The organism is Apibacter adventoris (genome assembly GCF_002964965.1).
In the GTDB taxonomy this organism is placed as follows: domain Bacteria; phylum Bacteroidota; class Bacteroidia; order Flavobacteriales; family Weeksellaceae; genus Apibacter; species Apibacter adventoris.
In genome coordinates, this window is the sequence record NZ_PSZN01000021.1 from 72,201 (window position 1) to 97,538 (window position 25,338).

Consider the following 25,338-nt stretch of genomic DNA (forward strand, 5'->3'; position numbering starts at 1 on the left):
AATTACCATAAATATAAAAAAGGGTTGTAGTAAACTACAACCCTTTAAACCAAGGCTCCTCCTGCTGGGCTCGAACCAGCGACCCTCTGATTAACAGTCAGATGCTCTAACCAACTGAGCTAAGGAGGAATTTGCGTGTGCAAAACTATAATAAATATCTTTAACTACCAAATGATTTTTTTAAATAATTTTATCCATTTGGGATTTAATACATTTTTTACATTCTTTTTTATTACAAGCCATATACTTAGAATGTTCAAATACAAATAATTAAATTGAATATTCATTGTTAGTATTAAATTTTTTATTATTATATTTATTTTAAAAATACTTCCTTTACAATACAGAATATATTATTTTTGTAAAAAATAGTTATATGGAATTTACTTATTTATTTATTTTATCATATATTTTTATTTTGATAATTATAATAGGTACATTTATTTATCTTTTTAATAGATATTGTAATTCAGAAAAAGAAAAAAGGGATTTTGAATTAAAACAACAAAACTTACATCAAATTCTACCCAATAAATTACAAGCTTATGAAAGAATGGTATTATTCTTAGAACGTATAAAACCCACTGCCTTAGTCAAAAGAATTCCCATTACTCAAGATTTAAAGAGATACGAATATTCTTTAATTGAAACTATACAAAATGAATTTGATCATAATTTAGCACAACAAGTTTATATTCATCCTGAAACATGGAAAATTATTTTTTCAGCTAAGAATGCAACCCAATTACTTATTAATGAAATTTCACAATCTTTAAATGAGGAGTCTACAGGAAAAACACTACAGGAAGAAATAATCAAATATTCACTTAAGGAGCATCCATTCCCTTCTTCATCTGCTATCATATATTTACAAAAAGATCTCCAAAGTTTAGGATAATTTTTAATTAATTTAAACTGTACTTGACATGAATATAAAATCTCTTGCTGAAGATGACCGACCTAGAGAAAAACTTCTAATTAAAGGCAAAAATTCTCTTTCTGATGCAGAATTATTGGCAATTATTATCGGTAGTGGTTCTAAAAAAGAAAGCAGTATACATTTATCTCAAAGAATTTTATCTTCTGTAAATGGTAATTGGAATGAATTAGCTAAACTATCAATTAAAGACCTCTGCAAATTTAATGGTATTGGAAAAGTAAAAGCTATTGAAATAATAACTTCTTTAGAAATTGGAAGAAGAAAATCTTTACAAGAAGCCCTGAAAAAAGAAAAAATTTCTTCTTCTAAAGATGCTTTTAAATTATTACATCCAATTATTGGTGATAATATGATAGAAGAGTTTTGGGTCGTCTTTCTAAATCAATCACATACTATTCTACATAAAGAAAAAATATCTCAAGGAGGCATTACTGGAACTGTAGTAGATATGCGGTTAATTTTTAAACAAGCTTTAGAACTCAACGCCGTATCATTAATTATTTCTCATAACCATCCATCAGGAAATACTCAACCTAGTAAAGCTGATCTACAACTTACCCAAGAAATAAGAGATGGAGGTAATCTCTTAAATATTAAACTTATAGATCATTTAATTATTACACAATCTTCTTATTTAAGCTTTGCTGATGAAGGGCTTTTATAAATATATCAAACATCTTGGGTAATTAAGCCTGCTCTTTTAAGCAATGCTTCCGGCTGAGGCCTTCGTCCTCTAAATGCAATATACAGCTCCATAGGATCATCAGTTCCGCCTTTACTTAATAAAGTTTTAAATTTATCTGCAGTTTCAGAATCAAAAATTCCATTTTCTTTAAAAAAACTAAATGCATCAGCATCTAAAACTTCCGCCCATTTATAAGAATAATATCCAGCAGCATATCCGCCTTGAAAAATATGAGAAAAGGATGGGCTAATAGCAGTTTTTTTAATATGAGTATATAACTGAGTTTTCTTTATGTGTTTTTCTTCAAAATCTTCAATAGAATCGGAAGGTTTTAATTGATTTGTATGATATGCCATATCCAATAAACCGAAACCTATTTGCCTTAAGGTTTGATAACCTTGTAAAAAATTTGCTGAAGCTACTATTTTATCTATTTTATCTTCTTCTAATACCTCTCCGGTTTGGAAATGTTTAGCAAAAGTAACTAGAAATTCCTTTTCATAGCAGAAATTCTCCATAAATTGAGATGGTAATTCCACAAAATCCCAATATACATTAGTACCTGATAAAGACTCAAATGTTGTGTTTGCTAAAATACCATGAAGTGCATGACCAAATTCATGAAATAATGTAGTTACTTCTGAAAAAGTAAGTAAGGATGGAATATCTCCATTAGACTGAGAAAAATTACAAACTATAGAAATATGTGGTCTTATATTCTCTTGTAAAGTTTTGTACTGCCCTTTATATTGAGTCATCCATGCACCAGCCCGTTTCCCTTCACGAGGAAAAAAATCTGTATATAATAGCGCATATGTTTTTTTCTCTTCATTTAAAACTTCATAAACGTCTACTTCGGGGTGGTATTTTTGGATATCATTCCTTTTTTTAAAAGATAATCCATATAATTTATTAGCCGCATCAAAGGCTGCTTTTAATACCTGTTTCAGGGGAAAGTAAGGTTTTAATTCTTCCTCTGATAAATCATATTTATTTTTTCGTAAAACTTCTGCATAATATGCATGATCATAAGCCATTATTTCATTAATTCCATCTTGCACTGCCAATTCTTTCAACTCACTTACCTCTTTTTCAGCAAAAGGCTTTGCTTTATTCAAAAGATCTAAAAGAAAATCTAAAACAATCTTAGGACTAGAAGCCATTCTTTCTTGTAAAATTAAATCTGCATAAGTGCTGTATCCTAATAACTCTGCTTTTTGCTGTCTTAACTCTACAATCTGGTGAATAATTTTTTCATTATTATTTTCATTATCTTTGAATCCTTTTTGCATAGATGCTATGTAAATTTCTTTACGTAACTCTCTATGTTTAGAATATTTTAAAAATGGAACATAACTAGGAAAATGTAAAGTAAAAACCCATCCGTCTAGTTTCCTTTTTTTTGCTTCCTCCCGAGCCATGCTAATAATTAAATCGGGTAGACCCTCTAAGTCCTTTTCATTTTTAAGATGTAAAATATAATCATTTGTATCTCTCAATACATTTTGACCAAATTTTACGGTAAGAGTTGCTAATTCGTTAGAAATTTCCCTTAATTTCTGCTTATCTTCTTTAGATAGTAGCGCCCCATTTTTATAAAAATCTTTATATGTTTTATCTAGTAATCTATATTCTTCTTGAGTTAGCTTAGATTTAAGGGTTGTATCATAAACTATTTTTATTTTTTCAAACAGTTTTTCATTTAAAATAATATCATTGCTATATTCTGCAAGCATAGGAGATATTTCCTGAGCTAAATTCTGTAGATAATCATTGGTTTCAGCTGAATTTAGATTAAAAAAAACAGCTGAAATAATATTAAGCTTTTTACCGCTATTTTCTAAGGCAACTATAGTATTGATAAAACCAGGTGGTTCTGTATTATCAATTATTTTTTGTATTTCTTCTTTTGATTCTTTGATTGCCCATTCTATTGCAGATTTAAAGTCTTCTTGGTTTATATTTTCAAACGGTATACTATCAAATGGCGTCTCAATTTTTTTCAATAAACTATTCATAATCGTTAAGCTACAAAACTCAATTTTAAATGATTTTATAGCAAAAGTATAATATTTTATTTAGATTAAACAAATTTAGAAATATCAATAGAGCCTCCTATAGGTAAAAAAGTAAGATGTTTTTCATCAGCCAAGAAAGCATGTTTGGCTTTTTCTTTGTGAACTTTAATTTCCGGAAAAGTATCATAATGAGATGCTATCACATTACGGGTTTTAACAAATTTTGCAGCTGCTACTGCATCATAAACACCCATTGTGAAAGTATTTCCTACAGGTAATATAGCTACATCAATATAACCGTATACGTAAGGAAGATTTTTCATATCCTGAGTTAATGCAGTATCGCCTGAAAAATAGACTACTTTTCCGTCCATTTTCATTAGAAACCCAGCTGCCAATCCTCCATACATTCCATCTGGAAAAGTAGAACTATGAACTGCCGAAACCATTTTAACTCTTCCAAAATCAAATTTTTTAACTCCTCCTATATTCATTGGGATAACTTTAAATCCCAATTTTTCATAATGCCTTGCTATTTCTACATTAGCCAATATAGTTGCATCATTATTTTTTGCAATAGCTTCTACATCTAAAATATGATCAAAATGAGCATGGGTAAGAAAAATATAATCTGTTTTAATATCATTTATATTTATTTCTTTAGCTAATTCATTAGCTGTAATAAAAGGATCTATAATAATTTTTGATGTGCTTGTCTTAAAGCAAAAACAGCCGTGACCATAATATACAATTTCCATAATTATCTTATAATTTAATATTAGTTCAAATATAATAATTATTAATTATCTTTGAAAAATTTTCATTTAAAAACATTCTTATGAAAAAAGGTTTTTCTATACTTATTTTACTAATAATTCCTACTGTGTGCTTTTCTCAAATAAATTTTGGTATTAAAGGTGGAATGGCTTTTGGATATGATGGAAATTTAAAAAATTTAGTAACTGATATTAAAGAAAGTCATGCAAAAAATAATATTGGATGGCATATGGGAGCTTATAGCAGAATTCATTTTTTAAACTGGTTTTTACAACCTGAAATATATTTTTCTTCAATGAAAACAGATTTTAATTCTTTTTCTCAAGGAGATTTTACTGCTCATTCGAACAGGTTGGATATACCTGTGCTTGTAGGTCATAATTTTTTGGGAATAGGCCGAATATACGCCGGACCTGTTTTTTCTACTTCTTTAAATGAAGGAATTTCTCTAAAAGGTATAAAAAAAACAAAAACTGATGATTTTTCATTGGCCGGACAGGTAGGAACTGGTTTAGATATTTCTTCTTTTACATTCGACGTTAGATATGAGTTCGGATTTAATGATAATGAAACAAAATTTATAAATAAGCATTCCGGACAACAATTTCAACTTGAAAAAAAACAAAATTCATTAATTTTAAGCATAGGTTATAAGTTTTAACTTTAAGTAACATTTATTATAAATTTTTTTATTATCATACCATGAAAAAATTATATTCTGTAGTTTGTATATTATTAATCAGTATTATTTTTTTTTCTTGCCGGGATGATTACAATTACGATTTAGCCAGTCAACCCCTACGATTTTCCAAAGACACCTTGATACTAGATACTGTGTTTTCTGAAAATCGTTCAAATACTTATGTCTTAAAAGTTTATAACCAACAAAACGAAGATGTTACTATACCCAGAATTTATCTGGAAAAAAATTTAGACTCACAATTTAAAATTAATGTAGACGGTGTTTCCGGAGGAAATGCCAATAATAACAATTTTCAAAATGTCTCCTTACGTGCTCACGATAGTCTTTATATTTTTATTGAATTAGCACCGAAAACTATAACCTCTCCTACTGCTTTAGTTGATGAAAATCTTATTTTTGAAACTGTAGGAAACATACAAAAAGTTAAACTTATTTCTTTAGTTGAAAATGCTGATTTTTATTTTTCTACTTCCGGTACTAAAGAAATCAAATCTAATGTGATATGGGATAGTTCTAAATCTAAAGTAATATATGGAAACTTGAAAATTGTTAATGGATCCAAGCTCACTATAAATAAGGGCACGAAGATATATTTACATAAAAATGCGGCTTTAATAATAGATAAAGGATGCCAACTTATTATTAACGGAACTTTAAATGAAAAAGTATTAATACGTGGCGACAGACATGATATTGAACATGATACACTACCTGCTAACTGGAATAAAATTCATTTAATGGAAAATACTAAAGCCAATATAAACTATGCTATTATAAAAGGTGGTAATCAAGGGTTATTTTTAGAAAAAAATTCTGAGTTAAATATTTTTAATTCTCAAATTGTAAATTTTATGGATGCCGGAATTCATTCTATAAAAGGATCTATAAAAGGGGAAAATATAGTAATGAATAATTGTGGCAAAAGTGACTTAATTATAGAAAATGGCGGTAACTATGATTTCACACATTGTACATTTTCAAACTATTGGAATTTAAATTTATCTCCGGGATATGCCGTTTATCTTTCAAATTATTATTCTAATAAAGGAAGCATTTCTTATAACCCATTAAATATTATTTTCAAAAACTGTATTCTTTGGACTCGAAACTCTAATAGCTTATTTATGGATATCAATAAAAATGCGACTTTTAACTATACTTTTGATACAAATCTTATTAGAAACAATTCAGACAAAATAACTATTCAAGGAAATCCAAATTTTAAAGATATAATAGTTAATCAAAACCCTCTTTTTTATAAAACCGGATATAATAATCCTAAATTAAATCTAAAACCTGCCTCGCCAGCTATAGGTAAAGGTAATTTAACCTATTCTATTGCTATTCCTAAAGATATAAATGGTGTATCCAGAACTATAAACCCTAATCTAGGTGCTTATCAAAAATAATTACTCCCTAGATAATTACGTATTGAGATTTTTGTCATATTGTATAAATAGGATTGATTTTTGAGGGGATGTAATAAAAATTGATTGGATATGGGAAATTTTTCAGAAATAATTAATAAAAATAAAATTGTACTAGTAGATTTTTCCGCGGAATGGTGTGGACCTTGTAAAACTTTGGCTCCCATGCTAAAAGAAGTAAAAAATAAAGTAGGAAATAATGCTAATATTATAAAAATTGATATTGATAAAAATCCTGGATTGGCAAATTTTTATCAAATACAATCGGTTCCTACACTATTATTATTTAAAAATGGAAAACTAAAATGGCGGGAAAGTGGAGTAAAACCTGTGCATGAGCTAGTTGAAATAATTAATCATAATATTTAATTTTTATTAAATCATAAATTAATTGATTTTCATATCCTTTCTGAATAAGAAATGATATAAGTTTCTTTTTTTTGGAAATGGCTGTATTTTCAATTAGTGAATTCCATTTTTTATCTGCAACTATTTCTAAGGTTGCTTGGTATGCTTCTTCATCAATTTCATTTAATGCAATATCTATTAATTTCTCAGGTACTCTTTTTTGTTTTAATCCTATAATTATTTTATTTCTTCCCCATTGTTTCTGATTAAATTTTCCTTTTACGTAAGCTTTAGCAAATCTTTCTTCATTCAAAAAATTATTTTGAATCAGCCATATAATAATTTCCCCTTTTTCTTCTTCATTTAAATAAGAAGCTTCTTTTATTTTTTTTTCTACTTCCCAATGACTTCGATCTTGATAGACACAATAATCTGCTAATTTCTTTTTAATTTTTAAAATTGAATTCATTGAAATTTACTTTATATAAGCGATTGTAAAAATATAAATTTCAACTAAAACTAAATAGATAAATTTATTTTAGTAATTTTAGGATGTTTAAATCATATATTTATGAATAATAAAATCTGTATTTTTTCATTTATTTTCACTTTTTGTTTAAGTTTTTTCTTAATTGCTCAGGACAACCCAAAACTAGATGTGAAGGACCTTACTGATAAACAACTGGAAACCTTAGATAAAGATGTAAGTTTGGATGACTTTCAGAAACTTGAACTGTATGATATATATATGGAAAGTAATAAGAAAATAAAATCGGCTATAGATAAGGGTACCGACGCTACTGAATTAAGATTTATGATTGAAAACAATGACAGAGAAATCGATTCCAAGCTTAAAGAAATATTACTTCCTGAACAATTTGAAAAATATATAAAAATAAAAAGGGAAAGGGCTATAAACGGAGAAAAAGATAAAACTACAAAAAAGAAAAAAAAGAAAAATGATTACCATAATTAAATGAATTTTTTCTATTAAGTTATCTTTTATTTAACGTTTTTTTTCATATTTCATTATTATATTCATTTTGTTTTTTTATAGGTAATTTTTTTATTACTTCACTTACGGAATGATTAATTAAATCTTTAATTAAAGGATCTGGTACATCTTTATTTAAATACACAGATATCCAATATTTTTTATCTGAATGATATCCAAAATCTATTCCGTCATATTGTTCTCTTAATTCTTCTGATTTTTCCGGGTCACATTTCATATTAGCAAAAAATTCATTGTTTTTAGGTGAAAGAGAGAAGTATAAAAACATTTTATTCATTACCTTAAATACTAAGGTATATTCGTCAAAAGGAAAACTTTCAGAGGCACCTTTTATTGAAAGACAAAATTCTCTTAATTCTTCTATATTCATATTTCTAATTATATAGCAAATAAAAATACTAATAAAAATTTATTTATTTAAACTCTTTAAAAGGTATTTTAAACTGATATCCTTCTTTAATAAATTGTTCTGTTTTTATTTTAGAGTTTTTAATGCTTAAACCAATAAGGCGCACTTTATTGTATAATTCTACTTCACTGAGGAGTTCTAAAGCGATTTTATATAAAAGTGTGTATTCATTTATATAAGTTATATGCGTTTTGCTTTTAGAAATTAATTTAAAGTCGGAATATTTAATTTTCAAGGTTACGGTCTTTCCTTTAAAAGAACTTTTTTTTACTCTTTGTATTACCTCTTGTGCTATAATTCCCAGCTCTTTATAAAGTTTAGGTAAAGAATCTGTATCATACATAAATGTATTTTCTGCTCCCACAGATTTTCTTATCCTGTTAGGATTTACTTCTCGATTATCTTTACCTCTAGCATTAAGATAATATTGTTTTCCTATCTTTCCAAACCAATTTATAAGCTCTTCTTCCGTTTTCTGTTTTAAATCCCAACCTGTATTTATTCCTAAGCGGTGCATTTTCTCTGCTGTCTTTTTCCCTATTCCAAAAAATTTTTCGATAGTTAGTTTTTCAATAAATTTTTCTGATTTTTGTGGGGTTATAATGAATAGCCCATTGGGTTTATTATAATCTGAAGCTATTTTAGCTAGAAACTTATTAAATGAAACACCTGCTGAAGCCGTTAAGGAAGTTTCCAGAAGAATTTTTTCTTTGATTTCTTTAGCAATATCCATAGCAAACTCCATATTCTTATGGTTTTGTGTAACATCTAAAAATGCCTCATCTAAAGATAACGGTTCAACTAAATCTGTATATTGAAAAAATATATCTCTAATCTGCTGAGACACCTTTTTGTAGACTTCAAAACGTGAGGGAGCAAATATTAATTCCGGACATTTTTGTTGGGCTAATTTTGATGACATAGCAGATCGTACTCCATATTTACGAGCTTCATAACTTGCTGCAGCGACTACTCCTCTTTCTCCTGAATAACCTACAGCCAAAGGCTTACCTCTATATTCCTCATTATCTCTCTGTTCTATAGATGCAAAAAAAGCATCCATATCAATGTGAATAATTTTCCGCACTTTACAAAATTATCAATTTTTACCCTATTATTTTTTACTATTATTTGAAATTTATCCCATATCCTTGCCAAATTTTATAAACTTAAGTTTTTTATGATTATTAAATGGATATATAAAGATAAAAATAAGAAGAATAATTCCTATAATAATTAAAATTCCTAAAATAACTTTTAACGATGTCGTTATTGCTTGTATTTGTATAAGATTATATAAATTGGTTGTAGCGTATTGTTGTGCTTCATTTACACCTAAACCTTTTGCTAAACCACTTTTGTAGTACTGTTCATACCTTTCTGTTGCTATAGGATTAGTATTGGTAATATTTTCTGAATATTTAACTATAAAATGTTGTTGTAAACGATAAATAGCATTGGTAAAAATGGAGGAACTAATTGCCGGGGCTAAGGCTGATCGAATACCTATCAATAAGAAAGCATTAAATATTATTTTAGTAACGGGAATTCCTTGTACTACATAAACACCAAACACAACAAAAATTATAAGCATTCCTATTCCTCTTAAAAACATAGGGAGATAAAGTAACTTATATTCCCCTTGTGGACTTATGGTAAAATATAATAGTACACAAGAAGTTATAAGACATAAATATCCTATAAAAATTATTAAGTTTACTCTTCTTTCTTTTTTAAACCACCATAAACAAAGAAAACTACCTAATATAAATCCCGGTATAGTTATAATATATAATTCATATAAACGATTACTTTCTAATCTTAAAACAGAAGTCACATAAGAGGATACTAAAACGCTCACAGAAACATAAAACATTCCAATAAACATAATCACATAGCCTAACCAAGTATTAGTATTTTTTAATATAGTAAGGTCTGCGTAAGGTTTTTCTCTTAAAAATTGTCTCCTAATAAAGAGTAAAAGACTGATCGGAATAATAAAAAATGTGGTAATGGAAATAGATCTTGAATAAAACCAGTCATAAGTTTTGCCATAAGTAAATACATAAATGACTGAAATATAAAATATGGATATTAAAACTACACTGATCCAATCTGCATCTAATAGTGGGATTATAGAAGGTAATTTCACATATCTAAAAGTAAGTAAAACAGCAATAATAGCAATTAGTAAAAGAGCCACCATAAAATAGTACATATGTTGCCAATTGTAACGATAGGCTAGTTCTGAAGTAAGCACCATAGACAATTGACTCAAACCTAATGTTATTGGGTAAAATTTAGCATAAAATACGCTACGCTTATTATCCGGACTCAGAATCGGCATAAGAATAGATAATGTTTCTAATAAAGCAAATGCTTTAAAGAAGCCAATTAAAAAACTACATCCGGTTATTATAGTCATATTGTCAGTTTCTGCACAAATAATACTTAAAATTACCTGCATAAGTAAAGTCAGTAATAAAGTATTTTTTATTGCAAATACAGGCCTTAGCTTTATAATTAATGGATAGGCTACAGACATACCTGCAGATGATGAGAAGTAAGCCATGTTAATATCTTCAGACATAACTCCTAAAGTCCCGGATATATCAATGGAACTTCCTGTATAAGCTCCATTTATAAGCATTATCGGCGCCATAATAGTGTAGGCTACTACACTCATAAGCCATTTTGGTACTTTATTACGAAATATATGTCTTTGTAGCATTACCTTACATGTGCTTCTGTTTCTACCATCATACCTGCTCTTAATTTATCTTTATCTTTTTGAGGTAGATTAATAAACTCTATTCTCACCGGAATTCGTTGTTGTATTTTCACAAAATTTCCAGCAGAATTATCTGTAGGAATTAATGAATATTTAGATCCTGTGGCTTCTGAAATAGCTGTTACTTTACCCTCAAAAACTTTATTTTTTATAGCATCTACTTTGATATTTACTTTTTGGCCTATATGAATATTTGCAATTTGTTTTTCTTTGTAATTAGCCGTCACCCATTTATTATTATTTTTCACAAGGTTAGTCAATACTTGCCCAGCCTGTACCAATTCACCTTTTTCTAAATTTCTTCTGCCTACATAACCATCATAAGGAGCTGTTATAACTGTATACGATAGATTTAGTTTGGCCATATCTAAATTAGCTTTGCTTCTTAATATTAAAGCTTCTGCGTTTTCTTGTTTTTTACTTACTCCTACAGTTGAAGAAATGTTTGTTTGTTTTTGTCGTCTTAAAGATTCATATTTTGCTTTTGAGGCTTCATATTCTGTTCTCTTTTGATCGAATTGTTGTTGTGGGACAGACTCTTCCTTTAATAAATTTGCATATCGTAAATAATCTCTATAGGCATTATCCATCCTTATTCTGGCTTCTGCTATATTGGCTTCTGTTACTGCCTCGGTATTTTCCGATGTTTCAATATTTGAACTTAGAACATTTTTAGAGGCCTCTGCATCTCTAAGGGCTGCCTGTGCATCCATGACTTTAATTTTAAATTCTCTATCATCAATAATTACCAAAGTATCTCCTGCTTTTACTTTTTGATGTTCATTAAACCTTATTTCTTTAATATATCCGGCTACTCGAGTATTTACAGGCGTAATATATTGATCGATAATTGCATCATTTGTAACTTCATACTGATAATATCTCCAAAAATAATGAATTACCCAACCTATGCCGAATAAGGTAATAATAATACAAAATGTATTAACTATAATATTTCTTCGTCTCTTTTTTTTTAGTTTAGTATGTAGTTCCCTTCCTTCTTTAAGTTTTTTGTTTGTAATTATATTCTTACTTTCCTCAGCAGAAGGGGTTTCAGAGGATCCTTTCTGCGAATTTCCTTCTTTTACACTCATTTTTTTATTAAATTAAAGATTACCACTTGCTTGTAATAATAAATAATAGGTATATATGAAATTGGCTTTGGCTGTTGTTAATTGTAATTCTGCATTAAGTTGAACTGCAGACGCATCTAATAAATCAGTAAGTATTGACAATTGATTAAAATATTTATTATTGGTAATTCTGTAGTTTTCTTTGGCTTGCTGTATAGTTTTAGTTAATACCTCTATCCTATCCATTGCTTCTTTATTTTTAATATAGGCAGATTTTACTTTCATCCTAATATTTTCGCGAGTTTGTTTTTTTAAATTTTCCTGCAAATTTATATTGTATTTTGCTTCGTTTAATGTGTGTCTATGATCGAACCATGAAGATATTTCATAAGATAGACCTAAATTAATTCCCCAAGAATTAATGTATAAATCTTGTACCGGGCTAGTATTTGGTAAAGGTCTTACTAAATTATTACCTGCACTTAAAAATAAATTGGGTAAATATTTTGATTTTGCAATTTTTTCATCAACTTTTGCCTTTTCTATATTATAATCTGAAATTCTTAATTCAGGATATTTTTCGTAGCCTTGTTGCACGTAATAATCTTCATTCTCAACAAAAATCTTTTTTTCTAAAAATAAGGTATCAGGTACAATTATATTTTTTTCTTCTATCCCTAAAACAATATCTAATTGTTGAGATATTATAATTATATTATCTTGAGTTTCTTTTAATGACAATTCATAATTAGATACATCAATCTGACTTCTTAATACGTCATTATTTGTTACAATACCTTCTTTTTTTAAATTTTTTATATTATTTAACCTTTTCTTAGCTTCTTCTATATTTTTTAATAAAACATCTTTCTGTTTATATAAACGAAATAATTCTAAATAATTATTAATTAATATCAACTTTATATCCGAAACATCTTTTTCTAAACTAAGTTCGGATATTTGTCTGGATATAGATGCACTTTTTATGTTATTTTTAATTTTTCCTCCCTGATATATAGTTTGCTTTAACTCTAAACCATAGTTCTGTTTCCAATCTGGAATATCAGGATGCTCTGCAAAGGAAAAATTTTTATCATAAATAGATGCTTTTCCTACATATCCATTAGTTGCAGTAAAAGAAATTGATGGTAATTGTTCAATTTTAGTTAAAGCTTCTTTTTCTATTGAAATACTATTTTTTATATGAGAGGCTTTTAATTGGGTACTATGTTCAATCCCTAAATTAAATAACTCTTCAACTCCTAAATAATAATTATTCTGTGCTTTTACTAAATATGTAAACAAAATAATTAAATAAGCAATTTTATACTTCATTTAATTTATTTTTAAATGCTAATTCTATATCTTCCAAGTATTCTTTACAGAGCGACACCTTTTTATCTATTCCTTTTGTCCGCAAAATATTATTATATACTCCTTTTACTACATTTTGTATCTTTGCTTCCATATCTACCCCTTTAGGTGTTAAATGAATTAATTTATTCCTCTTATCTTTAGTATCTTCTACCCTTTCAATAAGTCCTTTTTTTTCTAAATTTTTTAAAATATATGATAAGCTAGATTTGTCTCTAAATGTTTTATTGGCAATATCCTGTTGATTCATCAATTCCTCATTAAACAAACAAGTCATAATCTGTAACATTTCAAATGAAATGCATATTTTCTCCTTTCTCATTTCCCTTTGAAACACCTGCCTATAAGCAGTTTGAGTTCTCAATAATGCATATATAAAATCTCTCATCAGTACTTCTTTTTTCAGCTTGCAAAGTTAAAAAACAATAGTTGAATATTCAACTATTGTTTGAGTCTATTTTTTATTTAATATCCTTAATACTAAGAATGAATATCTGGCATGATTTATGATAGTTAAAAAAATGTTAAATATATTATAATTATTTGTTAAATTTATATGAATGAAATCATATACTTTCCCTTTTCAAATACTTATATTTTCACTAATCATCATCAGCTGTAAAAAGGAAATGCAGTTAAAGAGTGAATTTTCTAAAATAAAAGAATCAATAGCTCTTCATCCTAAGGAAAATTATTATGATTCTACTCAATCTTACAATAAAATCGATAAAAAAAATGTCAGTATGCAAACCAGAAGCATAAAGCAAATTCATCCCATAAAAACTGATTCCGGTAAATATCATATCTTTTTCACTCTGGATGATGGACCACAATTACCCGGAACTCAAATATGTAAAAATATTCTAAGAAAAAATAAGGTCAAGGCCACTTTCTTCATGGTAGGCACTCATGTTTACGGAAAAGAAAGACAAAATTTAATAGATTCAATCCAAGCTGATTCTCTATTCATTATAGGAAACCATAGTGATACTCACGCATTTAGGAATAAATTTAAGAATTTTTATCAGAGCCCAAACGTTTCTGTAACTGACTTTATTACTGCGGAAAATAAGTTATGTATAAAAAATAAAATTGCCCGGTTGCCCGGAAGAAATACCTGGGCTATAAATAAAAAGGTAAAAGGTGAATCTTCCGCCTATACTGTTGCCGAAAAATTGGATTCAATAGGGTATTCTGTGTTTGGATGGGACGTTGAATGGAGATTTAAAAATGGTAATATACCCATTGAAACTACTAACGAAATGATAAAAAAAATACAGACACAATTAAAAAACAATAAAACTAATATGCCGGGAAATATTGTAATTTTAGTCCATGACAGAATGTTCAGTAAACCTCAATATACAGATTCGTTAACAAAATTCATTACTATTCTGAAAGAAAATAATCAGTATACATTTGAAACTATAGATAAATATCCGCTATACACTTTTCAAGAAAAAATCAACTAAAATATTTGTTTACGTATTAAACAATAAATTTAGCAATTTAGCTAAACGCAATCCCCCTTTTAATAACTGGTTTTCTAAAATCTCTTTATTATAATAGGCATATTCATAATCTAATTTTTTATAAGAATTCAATTCAGAATATATTCGAGTAGCAAGCAAATAAGAATCGTAAATCCAGTCTTCCAAAGTTCCCTTTGAAAATACTTTATTTTGATCCTTAGAATTGGTATCTAATACTGAGGCATACTCGGTATAACTATATTTATAATAATCTATTAACTTAGAATCCCATATAGAATGTAGGTTTGTAGGATGCGAAAACCACTGGAGCTTTATTTTATTTCCTCCCAAATCCTTTTCTCTGCCAATATGCAAGGGTTGCTCTAAATCCCCTATTATATGTATCAGAAACAATAAAGCAATTTTCTTATTTTTTGTTAAAGCTGATTTGTCTTTTATTGTTTCCTGACATTTCTGAATAGCAGAATATAAGTTTTCTGTTGGATAATTTTTTAATTTAAAGGAAAATTCATCAAAAGACAAACCTTGAGAAAAATTTATAAAATGCCATTGAAAGGTTTTGTCCCATATTTTGAGAGTATCCGATTTTATTTCGTCAGGCCAATTAGCATAGTAAGCCATAGGTTTGCCTCCTAATAATTTCTGTACTTTTTTTAATGTTTTGCGATTTAAGTGTCTTTCTGCTATTTCAGCAATTACCCTATGCCCAGTAATACCCCATGCATAAGAAAATGTACTATGTAACATACATGACATAAACAAAAATAAAGTACAAATATTTTTAAACATTAGCTTACATAATTTACATGTGTACAAAAATACTCTATATAAAAATAAATTACAGTTATTATTTATTACTATTCTCATTTATGAATAATATCATATAAATTAATTGTAACAAAAAATACTAAATTAACTACTTATCAATAAAATCTCTATGAAATGAAAAAATTAATAATTTGTATAGCCATGGCAACAACTGTTGGATATAATAGTCAGGAAATAAAGGAACTCCCTGGCGATATTTCTTTACCCTCCAGTAAAGATGAACTTCAAAAAATAGCAAGCTATGATAAATCGAACTATAAATATAGTGTTGAAGATTATTGGTCGAAACCTAAACAGTCCGGATTTAAGTTCTCTCCGGATGGAAAATATTTTTCTTACCGAGAGAAAGATGAAAAAGGTAAAAATCATCTATATGTTAAGAATACCTCTAATAACGAAGTAAAAAGAATACTGGAAGAAAAAGAGGAACTAATACGAGGATATGCTTGGGTAAATAATAAACGGCTTATTTATATTCAAGATCAAGGAGGAAATGAAAATTACCAATTGTTTGCCATAGATCTTACCGGTGAAAATAATAAGGCACTCACTCCTTTTGATAATGTGCGTGTAGAAATTCTACGTGTGCTTAAGGAACAACCGGATTATGTGATTATTATGATGAATAAAGATAATCCTCAAATATTTGAACCTTATAAGCTGAATATAAAAACAGGAGAATTGGTCAAATTATTTGAAAATAAAGATATTTCCGCTCCTATTATGGGGTATGAATTTGATAAGGACGGAAATTTAAGAGCTTATACCCAACAACAAAACGGAACGGAATATTCCTTATACTACAGGACCAATGATAAATCTCCTTTCAATAAAGTTGTTACTACCACATGGAAAGATAGTTTTAGCATATTAGAGTTTGACTACCAATCTTCTAACCCTGATTATGCTTATGTGGCGTCAAATCTAAATAGCGATAAATCCGAAATAATACTTTTTGACCTTAAAAACAATAAAGAAATTAAAAAGATTTATAATGATCCTACCTATGATGTTTCTGATGCTTCTTTTTCCCGTAAAAGAAATTATGAGTTAGATTATATCTCTTTTACCGGTGAAAAACCTGAAATAATTGCAGTAAGTCCTGAATTTAAAAAAATATATAGTAAATTAGAAAAGCAGTTTAACGGATATTTTTTCACACCGGTAAACAAAACAGACAAAGAAGATAAATATCTTATTTATGTAGGAAGTGACAAATTATATGGAAAATATTATTTATATGATATTACCGCAGATAAAGTAAGTCTTTTAATGGATCTAATGCCTAATCTTAAAGAGCAAGACATGGCAGAAATGCGTCCTGTGACCTTTAAATCACGGGATGGACTAACTTTACACGGATATATAACTATTCCTAAAGAAATCTCTAAAAACAACAAAGTACCTTTAATTGTAAACCCTCACGGGGGACCTTACGGGCCTAGGGACAAATGGCATTTCAATCCTGAAACCCAATTATTTGCCAGTAGAGGATATGCTACACTCCAAATTAATTATAGAGGTTCCGGCGGATATGGAAAAGATTTCTTATTGGCAGGAAGTAAACAAATAGGACGTAATATGCTGAATGATTTGGAAGATGGAGTAGCATATGCTAAAAGCTTAGATTTTATTGATGAAAACAAAATAGCAATTTATGGGGGAAGCTACGGAGGATTAGCTACTTTAGGAAGCCTTGTAAAAACTCCTGATTTATATACCTGCGGAGTAGATTATGTAGGAGTTTCAAATTTATTTACATTTTTTAATTCTTTTCCTCCATACTGGAAACCTTATATGGGACAGTTTAAAGAGCAATGGTATGATTTTGATAGTGAAGAAGATCAGAAAATAATGAAAAAGGTTTCTCCTGCTTTGAATATCGACAAAATTAAAAAACCTTTATTTGTTATTCAGGGAGCTAATGACCCAAGAGTGAATATTAATGAATCTGATCAAATTGTTAAAAATCTAAGAAATAAAGGATATGAGGTTCCTTATATGGTAAAATATAACGAAGGGCATGGTTTTGGACATGAAGATAATCGTATTGAACTTTATAAAACTATGATGGGATTTTTTGCTAAATATCTCAAATAAAATAATTGTTGTTTTTTTTCTTTATACAAGAAACAGGCTGTTTATTTACATTAAAAGCAGCCTGTTTTTTTGCCTTTACCTTAACATATAAAAAAAACTTTTATTAAATTGAATTATTAAAAATATCAATTCTTTAACTATTTTATCCTCCAATCATTTTTTTTATCTGATTTAATTTCATTAAGGCTTCAATTGGAGTTAATGAATTTATATCAGTTTTCATAATTTCTTCTCGTATATTTTCTAAAATCGGATCATCCAATTGAAAAAAGCTTAACTGCATATTTTCTTCTGTTAAGTTTTTTGTACGGTTTTTCAATTCTTTTCTTGAATTATTTTTTTCTAAGGTTTTTAATATTTCTTCTGCCCTATGTGTTAATTTAACAGGCATACCTGCTAATTTGGCTACATGAATACCAAAACTATGTTCACTTCCTCCCGGCACCAATTTCCTTAAAAAAACAATTGTATCTTTTAATTCTTTAATGCTTACATTAAAATTTTTGATTCTGTCAAAAGAATTCGCCATTTCATTTAATTCATGATAATGTGTAGCAAAAAGTGTTTTAGGACGGGTTGGGTGTTCATGCAGGTATTCTGCAATTGCCCAAGCTATAGAAACTCCATCATAAGTGCTGGTACCTCTTCCGATTTCATCTAAAAGAATTAAACTCCTATCTGATATATTATTTAATATGCTTGCTGTTTCATTCATTTCTACCATAAAAGTAGATTCTCCTTTAGATAGATTATCAGAAGCTCCCACTCGGGTAAATACTTTATCTACAATTCCTATGTTTGCATTTTTAGCAGGCACGAAACTCCCTATTTGAGCCATTATAACAATAAGTGCAGTCTGTCGCAATAAAGCCGATTTTCCTGCCATATTGGGTCCTGTTATCATAAGTATCTGTTGCTTCTCATCATCTATATATACAGAATTAGCAATATAAGATTCACCTAAGGGTAATTGTTTCTCTATAACGGGATGCCTACCCTCTGTTATATCTATTATTCTAGATTCATTTAAATGTGGATGGGTATAAGAATTTTCCAAAGCTACATTTGCAAAAGTTAAAAGTATATCTAATATAGATATGATGCGTGTGTTATATTGTATATCTACTAGTTGTTCTTTAATCTGAGAACATAATTCTATATACAAATTCCCTTCTAATAATGCTATTTTTTCTTCTGCTCCTAATATTTGAGATTCATATTCTTTTAGTTCTTCTGTAATATAACGTTCTGCATTTACTAAAGTTTGTTTTCTTACCCATTCCGTAGGAACTTTACTTTTATGAGTATTCCTAACTTCTAAATAATACCCGAATACATTATTGAAATCTATTTTTAAACTCGGAATCCCGGTTCTTTCAGATTCTCTTAAGCATAAATTATCTAAATACTCTTTACTGTGATTTTTAATTGCCCTTAATTTATCCAGTTCTTCTGACACCCCTTCTTTTATCACCTCTCCTTTAGCCAATGCTACCGGCAAGTCTTCCTTTATGTGATTTGCCAATAAAAAATTTATCTTTTGTAGATCTTTAAATTCGCCTAAATATGTAAATGTGAATTTTTCATCTTTTTTTAGTATTTCTTCAATCTTTTCATAATGTTGCAAAGAGTCCCTTAAATAGCCTAATTCTTTAGGATTTATACGTTCTCCTGCCAATTTACCCAATAATCTTTCCACATCTGAAATTCCTTTTAACTCTTCTTCAATCCTATAAGATATATCGGTTGATTTTACAAAAAAATCTACAATAGACAATCTATTATTTATAGTTTCTATTTCTTTCAAAGGCATTAAAATCCAGCGCCGAAGCATACGTCCACCCATATTCGTTCGGGTTTTATCTAAAATCTTTAAAAGAGATACAGATTGTGAATCTGCGTTTCCAACCAATTCTAAATTACGAATGGTAAAATCATCCATCCAAACAAAATTATCTTGCGGAAGCCTTTGTATATTTGATATATGATCTAGTAATTTATGATGAGTATCTTCTGTTAGATAAGCAAAAATAGCTCCTGAAGCTATGATTGCTAGTTTCATAGCCTCCACCCCAAAACCTTTTAAATTATGAGTTTTAAAATGATTAGTTAATTTATCATAGGCATAGTCATATTGAAATGCCCAGTCCTCTAATTGAAAAGAATAAGATTGTATTTTAATGGGTAATGAAATCCTTTTTTGATAAATAATTTCAGTAGGTTTAAAGTTATCTATCAAATGTTTTAATTTACTTATTTCTCCTTCTGTGACCAAGAATTCACCCGTTGACACATCCAACAAAGCCATACCATACAGATTTTTTTCTTGATGTATTGATAGTAAGAAATTATTACTTTTGGCTTCTAATACCTTATCGTTAAAGGTTACTCCTGGTGTTACCAATTCCGTTACCCCTCTTTTTACAATTCCTTTAGCTAAAGAAGGATTTTCTAATTGATCACAAATTGCTACCCGCAACCCTGAACGCACTAATTTTGGCAAATAAACTTCTAAAGAATGATGTGGAAAACCTGCTAATTCTATATGGGTGGCTTTTCCATTGGCTCTTTTAGTAAGAACAATTCCTAATATACCTGCTGCTTTTATAGCATCTTCTCCAAAAGTTTCATAAAAATCTCCTACTCTAAAAAGTAATATAGCATCCGGATATTTAGCTTTTATAGAATTATATTGCTTCATTAATGGGGTTTCCTGAATTCCTTTACTCATTCTAGATTTTTGACTTTTAATATATTTTTTTGCTAATTTAACGAAAAAAGCCTGTTTTATCTTTACATATACTACATAAAATATCAAGTAAATTTCTTTTTGATAATTTTCAAAGAAAAATAGGTTTTCATAATCAGAATTTTTTGATTATCTTAAAATACTTAAGATCTAAAAAAGTTGTGGGAAATAAGTGATTTGAAATTAGGAACTTTTATTTTTATTATTATATTTTTTTGTTAATAAAGTTATATTTAATTTCTTTTTGTGCACAATGAAAAATGAACATGTGATTCATTTTTATGATAGATGGATTAATGAATACCTATTTTATTCAAGAATATACCTTCAAGGAGAGATCTATAACTATTATAAAAAATGCTTTAATATGTTATTTCTTAATATGTAGGAATTATGATTGAAAGTTTAACCTTTTTTATAAAAACCCGACAATACAAAAAATAACCCTATAAAGATTTAGATACGATTAGACTGATAGGCAAACTAACAAAAAGAAGTAATCCATAATTTTCTCCCATAAAAAAAGCATAAATAACAATCCAGGAAAATAAATAAAGAAGTAAAACCGAATAGCCATTTAAGATTTTTAAATCATGAATATCTTTTTTATTAGTATATTGATTAACAAACCCATAAATTAAAATAAATGCCAAAACAATTAAAATGGGAATTTGATATTCAAAATGAAATCTGGGAAATTCAAAATGATTAACCCAATCTAAAATTCTATAGAATTGATCGGTAAGATACATAATTTCAATAATGAGAATTAAAGTAACAAATATCCCTGCTAAGTATTGAGAAATATTGATCTTTTCTTCATAATATAAAACCGTAACTATAAAAAATAAAAGAAGAAGAATGGCTGTAGGAAAATATAAAAAAGATGAAATTGTTACTAACATACCTATATTAAAATATTTCAAAGAAGAAGACATAGGTAAAGTACCTAAAATAAGTGATGATACTACCGATAAAAGTAAATATACTATCCCTAAAGTAATAGATTCGAAAACTTGTAAGGAAGATATAAATAAAAGTGAAAAAATAATAAGTACAAATAATTTCGTTTTATTTTTGAAATTGATTGAAACTATAATTCCAATATTAATAATAAAAGATAGACAACTTATAATAAATATTTCCCAAAAAAAAGATTGATTATCATTTTTTAGATTAAAAAAATAAAAAAAAACTCCTAAGAATATAGCAAATAGACCTAAGATTACAAAAATATAATTTCGAGGTGAGGAGTTTGAATACATTTTTATATATTTGTTACAAAAGTAAAAATAAAAATACATTTAATCATGACAGAAATAATTATTGGAATCGGTAAGTTTTTTACATGGACATTTAAATTACTTCCAATTATTGGTACTTATATTGATTGGATTTTTGCATCGGCTATATTTTTGTTTTTATTATATTGGAGTAAGCGAATATTTAAATTTGGTCAAAATGATAAAAAATATGATGGAGATCATTTATAATATATTTTTTTCATCAGTATCGTTTATTTAGTATAAAAATTTTAATGTTGAGAATATTCATTTCATTTTTTATTATTTTTTCAATAATTTCTTGTAAAGGAAAAACCGAAAAAACTGAAGTTCTTCAAAAAAAAGACACACTACAATCATTAACCAAACAAGATACCGTAACAATCACAGCTGTTGGTGATATAATGTTAGGAAGTAATTATCCTACTCCATCCTTATTGCCCAAAGATAATATTTTAAAGAAAATAACTCCGTTTTTAAAAGATAATTCTGATATTATATTAGGAAATTTGGAAGGAACTCTTTTCGATAAAGGAGGCGTTCCAAAAAATTGCAATAATCCAAATTTATGCTTTGTTTTCCGTACTCCTTCTTCTTATGGGAAATATTTACAAGAAGCCGGCTTTGATTTTTTAAGTATAGCTAATAATCATAGTGGAGATTTTGGAGTTATAGGAAGAAAGAAAACTCAAAAAAATTTAGATAGCTTAAAAATTCAATATGCAGGAATTTTAAATACCTGTGAATATACTATAAAAGAAAAAAAAGGGGTTCGTTATGCTTTTATTGGAGCCGGACATAATCCTGGATTAGTTAGCATAAAAGATTATTCTGATATTAAACGTATTATTTCAAAAGTTAGACCCCAAGCTGATATAATTATAGTTATGTTTCATGGTGGCGCCGAAGGTTCTGCTTATCAACACGTTCCGCATAAAAAAGAAACATATGCTGGGGAAAATCGGGGAAATGTTGAAGAATTTTCTCATATATGTATAGATGCCGGTGCCGATATAGTTTTTGGTAGTGGCCCTCATGTTACAAGAGCTGTAGAATTATATAAAAATAAATTTATTGCTTATAGTTTAGGGAATTTCGCAACTTTTGGTAATTTAGTTTTAAAAGGAGCCAATGGTAAAGCCCCTATTCTGAAAATTACCTTGGATTCTAAGGGAAATTTCATATCCGGAAAAATAATTTCTACTTTCCAAATTGAAGACTCAGAAATAGGACCTGAAATAGATCCTCAAAATCATGCGTTAAAATATATACAAAATTTAACAAAAGAAGATTTCCCCAAAAGTAACGTTATTGTTTCCGATAACGGAGAAATAAAAAAATTATAATCTTATTAATTTCCCCCTTCATTAACCTGTATTTTTTATAAATTAAAAAATACGGATTTCATTTATTATTACTCATTATATATAGATTTTTAGGCACCTATATTTACATTATTGTAATAATAATCCAGAAAAAATATATCTTATCAATATATAAAAAATGATATAAATTAATATTTTATAAAATAATAAATGTAATTTATATTGTTTAATCAAATAATTATTACATTTATATCATTAACAAATAAAATAATTATATATGAAACATTACTTTAACAGAATTTTATTATTTACTACAATAATAAGTTTTACTTTATTAACAAATTCATGTAGCAATGACGAAGAGATAAACGATGCTACACATGCTAACAATCAAAAAATAATCTATAAAGGAGAGGAAATAAATTCTTTTAGTTATTCGGATTTGAAATTGATGAAATCTCAATTAGAAAAATCTAATATTGAAGTTTCAAATGTAGACTTAAATGTAAAATCTGAAAATTCCATTCAGTCTAAAGAAGCTATAGACAACAATCCATGTGTAGTTGCTTTAAAAGTTACATGCAAAACCCCTCATCCTGATCGCTCAGGAAGATACATAGATGCATCCGGAGTATTATTGGTACCTAAAAAAAACCTCCTCACCGATTTAAAAAACTATCGAATTATTATAGCTACTCCACCCACTTACACCTATAATAATTTAGCTCCATCAATTGCTTTTAAAAAAGTATCTTTAATTGACGGAAACAATGAATTAAACTATTTATATTTCTGGACCTTACAGGCCCAGTCGGGATTTGCAGTCCTTATTCCCGATTACCCAGGTTTTGGAGATTCTTACGGACAATGTTTTCACCCCTATTTAGACTCTAAAGCAATGGTAAATTCTACCATTGATCTTCTAAAATCAGCAGAATCTACTTTATCTGCAAATGGATATAGATATAAAAAAGAATTAATGATTACAGGATACTCTTTAGGAGGGTATGTAGCTGCTTCCTTAGCCAGAAAAATCGAAACAGATTTATCTAACAAATATACAGTCAAATTATTGTTTACAGGCGGAACTCCGTGCAATCTTAAACAAATTGCCGATATTGTTCGTCATTCCAACTATACACAACATACTTTTTTCTTAAGCTATGGACTTTGGGGATACAAAAAAAATGCATATCCGCAAATTAAGATCACTGATTATCTTAAACCTCCTTATGATACTCAATCTTTAACATACTTTAATGGAACATATGTTTATGTTAACGAATTTTTCCCACATAATCCTGCTGATATTTATACAGAAAAATTTATTAAATACCTTGATACTGATCCTGATTTAGCAATCATGAATTCCATATTAGATGAAAATAGTGTAAAACCTTGGAAAAATAAATGTCGATTTATTATGATTCATGGAGTATCCGATGTTTCTGTATATTACCAAAATGCAAAAGATTTTGCAAACCAACAAAACCAATATGGTGGAAATGTTACCTTTTATAATACAGTGGGTGACCATATTGTTGCAGTTGAAGGGTACTATTTAAAAGCGTCTCAATACCTAAAGCTTTATGAATAAATAATAAATAACCAATAAAAAAGACGGATATTATATTATTCCGTCTTTTTTATTGGTTATTCTAATAATATGAAAGAAATTGCCAAAATTTTCTTTGTTTCAAATAACATATTTTTTTCTCATTTGCATATGCTTCTTTCTCAAAACTTATTTCCCTATATGCCTTATCTAAATTTTTATATCTAATTAATTTAATTAAAAACTCGGCAAAATAAAGAATAAAAAAGAAAATCCATAATAATTCTAGTTGTTGCCTGATATGAATTTTTTCATGATTAACAAGAACTTTATCTTTCCTCATAAATTTATATCGAACAAAAATAAAAGGAAAAACAGCCATTCCTTGAAAATCTCCATAAAATATATATGGAAAACATACTACTAACATTTCTATATTTTTTTA

At 28.0% G+C, this 25,338-nt stretch carries 24 protein-coding genes and 1 tRNA gene; 11 read left to right on the forward strand and 14 right to left on the reverse strand.

Translation table 11 applies throughout. The annotated features are described in order from the left end of the window. Positions 1-55 precede the first annotated feature (55 nt). Positions 56-129, reverse strand: a tRNA-Asn gene (locus C4S76_RS09580). Between the two features lie 247 nt (positions 130-376). On the opposite strand from C4S76_RS09580, the gene C4S76_RS09585 reads away from it, so the two are divergent. Further along, positions 377-898 (forward strand): DUF7935 family protein, encoded by a 522-nt coding sequence (locus C4S76_RS09585; protein WP_105194250.1) that lies wholly within the window; start codon positions 377-379, stop codon positions 896-898. Positions 899-926: 28 nt separating this feature from the next. Then, on the forward strand, positions 927-1,604 hold the full coding sequence (gene radC / locus C4S76_RS09590; protein ID WP_105194251.1) for a RadC family protein: 678 nt from the start codon (positions 927-929) through the stop codon (positions 1,602-1,604). A 5-nt stretch (positions 1,605-1,609) separates the two neighbouring features. Here radC and C4S76_RS09595 read toward each other — a convergent pair whose 3' ends face one another. Together C4S76_RS09595 and C4S76_RS09600 are read right to left on the reverse strand one after the other, a co-directional pair. Beyond that, positions 1,610-3,643 (reverse strand): M3 family metallopeptidase, encoded by a 2,034-nt coding sequence (locus C4S76_RS09595; protein WP_105194252.1) that lies wholly within the window; start codon positions 3,641-3,643, stop codon positions 1,610-1,612. A 65-nt stretch (positions 3,644-3,708) separates the two neighbouring features. Continuing rightward, the gene (locus C4S76_RS09600; RefSeq protein WP_105194253.1) at positions 3,709-4,401 is read right to left on the reverse strand and encodes a metal-dependent hydrolase; all 693 of its coding nucleotides are present in this window, start codon (positions 4,399-4,401) and stop codon (positions 3,709-3,711) included. An 80-nt stretch (positions 4,402-4,481) separates the two neighbouring features. Between C4S76_RS09600 and C4S76_RS09605 the strand changes: the two genes are divergently transcribed. The 3 genes from C4S76_RS09605 to trxA all read left to right on the forward strand — a co-directional run bounded on the left by C4S76_RS09605 (position 4,482) and on the right by trxA (position 6,919). Continuing rightward, positions 4,482-5,081: an outer membrane beta-barrel protein gene (locus tag C4S76_RS09605; RefSeq protein WP_105194254.1), complete on the forward strand. Its 600-nt coding sequence runs from the start codon at positions 4,482-4,484 to the stop codon at positions 5,079-5,081. A 41-nt stretch (positions 5,082-5,122) separates the two neighbouring features. Then, positions 5,123-6,532 carry a hypothetical protein gene (locus C4S76_RS09610; protein WP_105194255.1) on the forward strand — a complete coding sequence of 470 codons (1,410 nt, stop codon included), beginning with the start codon at positions 5,123-5,125 and terminating at the stop codon, positions 6,530-6,532. Positions 6,533-6,622: 90 nt separating this feature from the next. Continuing rightward, positions 6,623-6,919 (forward strand): thioredoxin, encoded by a 297-nt coding sequence (gene trxA / locus C4S76_RS09615; protein WP_105194256.1) that lies wholly within the window; start codon positions 6,623-6,625, stop codon positions 6,917-6,919. Here trxA and C4S76_RS09620 read toward each other — a convergent pair. After that, the gene (locus C4S76_RS09620; RefSeq protein ID WP_105194257.1) at positions 6,903-7,367 is read right to left on the reverse strand and encodes a regulatory protein RecX; all 465 of its coding nucleotides are present in this window, start codon (positions 7,365-7,367) and stop codon (positions 6,903-6,905) included. The genes trxA and C4S76_RS09620 overlap by 17 nt on opposite strands. A 102-nt stretch (positions 7,368-7,469) precedes the next feature. Between C4S76_RS09620 and C4S76_RS09625 the strand changes: the two genes are divergently transcribed. Beyond that, complete coding sequence (locus C4S76_RS09625; protein ID WP_105194258.1) at positions 7,470-7,874, forward strand: hypothetical protein; 405 nt, start codon at positions 7,470-7,472, stop codon at positions 7,872-7,874. Positions 7,875-7,917: 43 nt separating this feature from the next. Here C4S76_RS09625 and C4S76_RS09630 read toward each other — a convergent pair whose 3' ends face one another. Genes C4S76_RS09630 through C4S76_RS09655 form a run of 6 tightly spaced genes read right to left on the reverse strand, consistent with a single transcriptional unit; the run spans position 7,918 to position 13,948 of the window. Further along, entirely contained in the window at positions 7,918-8,283 is a 366-nt protein-coding gene (locus C4S76_RS09630; RefSeq protein ID WP_105194259.1) for an MmcQ/YjbR family DNA-binding protein, read from the reverse strand. A 43-nt stretch (positions 8,284-8,326) separates the two neighbouring features. Then, on the reverse strand, positions 8,327-9,409 hold the full coding sequence (gene dinB, locus C4S76_RS09635; protein WP_105194260.1) for a DNA polymerase IV: 1,083 nt from the start codon (positions 9,407-9,409) through the stop codon (positions 8,327-8,329). A gap of 51 nt (positions 9,410-9,460) precedes the next feature. Further along, complete coding sequence (locus C4S76_RS09640) at positions 9,461-11,053, reverse strand: MFS transporter (protein WP_105194261.1); 1,593 nt, start codon at positions 11,051-11,053, stop codon at positions 9,461-9,463. Further along, the gene (locus tag C4S76_RS09645) at positions 11,053-12,207 is read right to left on the reverse strand and encodes an HlyD family secretion protein (RefSeq protein ID WP_105194262.1); all 1,155 of its coding nucleotides are present in this window, start codon (positions 12,205-12,207) and stop codon (positions 11,053-11,055) included. Before C4S76_RS09645 ends, C4S76_RS09640 begins: the two co-directional genes overlap by 1 nt. Positions 12,208-12,219: 12 nt before the next feature. After that, the gene (locus C4S76_RS09650) at positions 12,220-13,521 is read right to left on the reverse strand and encodes a TolC family protein (RefSeq protein ID WP_105194263.1); all 1,302 of its coding nucleotides are present in this window, start codon (positions 13,519-13,521) and stop codon (positions 12,220-12,222) included. Further along, positions 13,511-13,948, reverse strand: coding sequence for a MarR family winged helix-turn-helix transcriptional regulator (locus C4S76_RS09655; RefSeq protein ID WP_105194264.1), 438 nt, complete (start codon positions 13,946-13,948; stop codon positions 13,511-13,513). The genes C4S76_RS09650 and C4S76_RS09655 overlap by 11 nt, the downstream gene beginning before the upstream one ends. Positions 13,949-14,120: 172 nt before the next feature. Here C4S76_RS09655 and C4S76_RS09660 point away from each other — a divergent pair, with 172 nt between their 5' ends. Beyond that, the gene (locus tag C4S76_RS09660; RefSeq protein WP_105194265.1) at positions 14,121-15,032 is read left to right on the forward strand and encodes a polysaccharide deacetylase family protein; all 912 of its coding nucleotides are present in this window, start codon (positions 14,121-14,123) and stop codon (positions 15,030-15,032) included. A 9-nt stretch (positions 15,033-15,041) separates the two neighbouring features. Here C4S76_RS09660 and C4S76_RS09665 read toward each other — a convergent pair whose 3' ends face one another. Beyond that, positions 15,042-15,842 (reverse strand): S1/P1 nuclease, encoded by an 801-nt coding sequence (locus tag C4S76_RS09665; RefSeq protein ID WP_105194266.1) that lies wholly within the window; start codon positions 15,840-15,842, stop codon positions 15,042-15,044. Between the two features lie 153 nt (positions 15,843-15,995). Between C4S76_RS09665 and C4S76_RS09670 the strand changes: the two genes are divergently transcribed. Beyond that, a complete protein-coding gene (locus C4S76_RS09670; RefSeq protein WP_105194267.1) occupies positions 15,996-17,981 on the forward strand; it encodes a S9 family peptidase in 1,986 nt (661 codons plus the stop codon). Positions 17,982-18,123: 142 nt separating this feature from the next. Here the strand turns inward: C4S76_RS09670 and mutS are convergent, their stop codons facing one another. Next, positions 18,124-20,712 carry a DNA mismatch repair protein MutS gene (mutS, locus tag C4S76_RS09675; RefSeq protein ID WP_105194282.1) on the reverse strand — a complete coding sequence of 863 codons (2,589 nt, stop codon included), beginning with the start codon at positions 20,710-20,712 and terminating at the stop codon, positions 18,124-18,126. Between the two features lie 464 nt (positions 20,713-21,176). Further along, positions 21,177-21,995, reverse strand: coding sequence for a DUF6427 family protein (locus tag C4S76_RS11670; protein ID WP_146105727.1), 819 nt, complete (start codon positions 21,993-21,995; stop codon positions 21,177-21,179). 45 nt (positions 21,996-22,040) lie between these two features. Here C4S76_RS11670 and C4S76_RS09690 point away from each other — a divergent pair, with 45 nt between their 5' ends. From C4S76_RS09690 to C4S76_RS09700, 3 genes are all read left to right on the forward strand, one after another. Further along, positions 22,041-22,223, forward strand: a complete 183-nt coding sequence (locus C4S76_RS09690; protein ID WP_105194270.1) for a hypothetical protein — start codon at positions 22,041-22,043, stop codon at positions 22,221-22,223. Between the two features lie 44 nt (positions 22,224-22,267). Beyond that, positions 22,268-23,359, forward strand: a complete 1,092-nt coding sequence (locus C4S76_RS09695; protein WP_105194271.1) for a CapA family protein — start codon at positions 22,268-22,270, stop codon at positions 23,357-23,359. Positions 23,360-23,615: 256 nt separating this feature from the next. After that, positions 23,616-24,935 (forward strand): alpha/beta hydrolase family protein, encoded by a 1,320-nt coding sequence (locus C4S76_RS09700; RefSeq protein ID WP_105194272.1) that lies wholly within the window; start codon positions 23,616-23,618, stop codon positions 24,933-24,935. Between the two features lie 61 nt (positions 24,936-24,996). On the opposite strand, the gene C4S76_RS09705 is transcribed toward C4S76_RS09700, so the two are convergent. Beyond that, positions 24,997-25,323, reverse strand: a complete 327-nt coding sequence (locus C4S76_RS09705) for a hypothetical protein (RefSeq protein WP_105194273.1) — start codon at positions 25,321-25,323, stop codon at positions 24,997-24,999. Between the last annotated feature and the right edge of the window lie 15 nt (positions 25,324-25,338).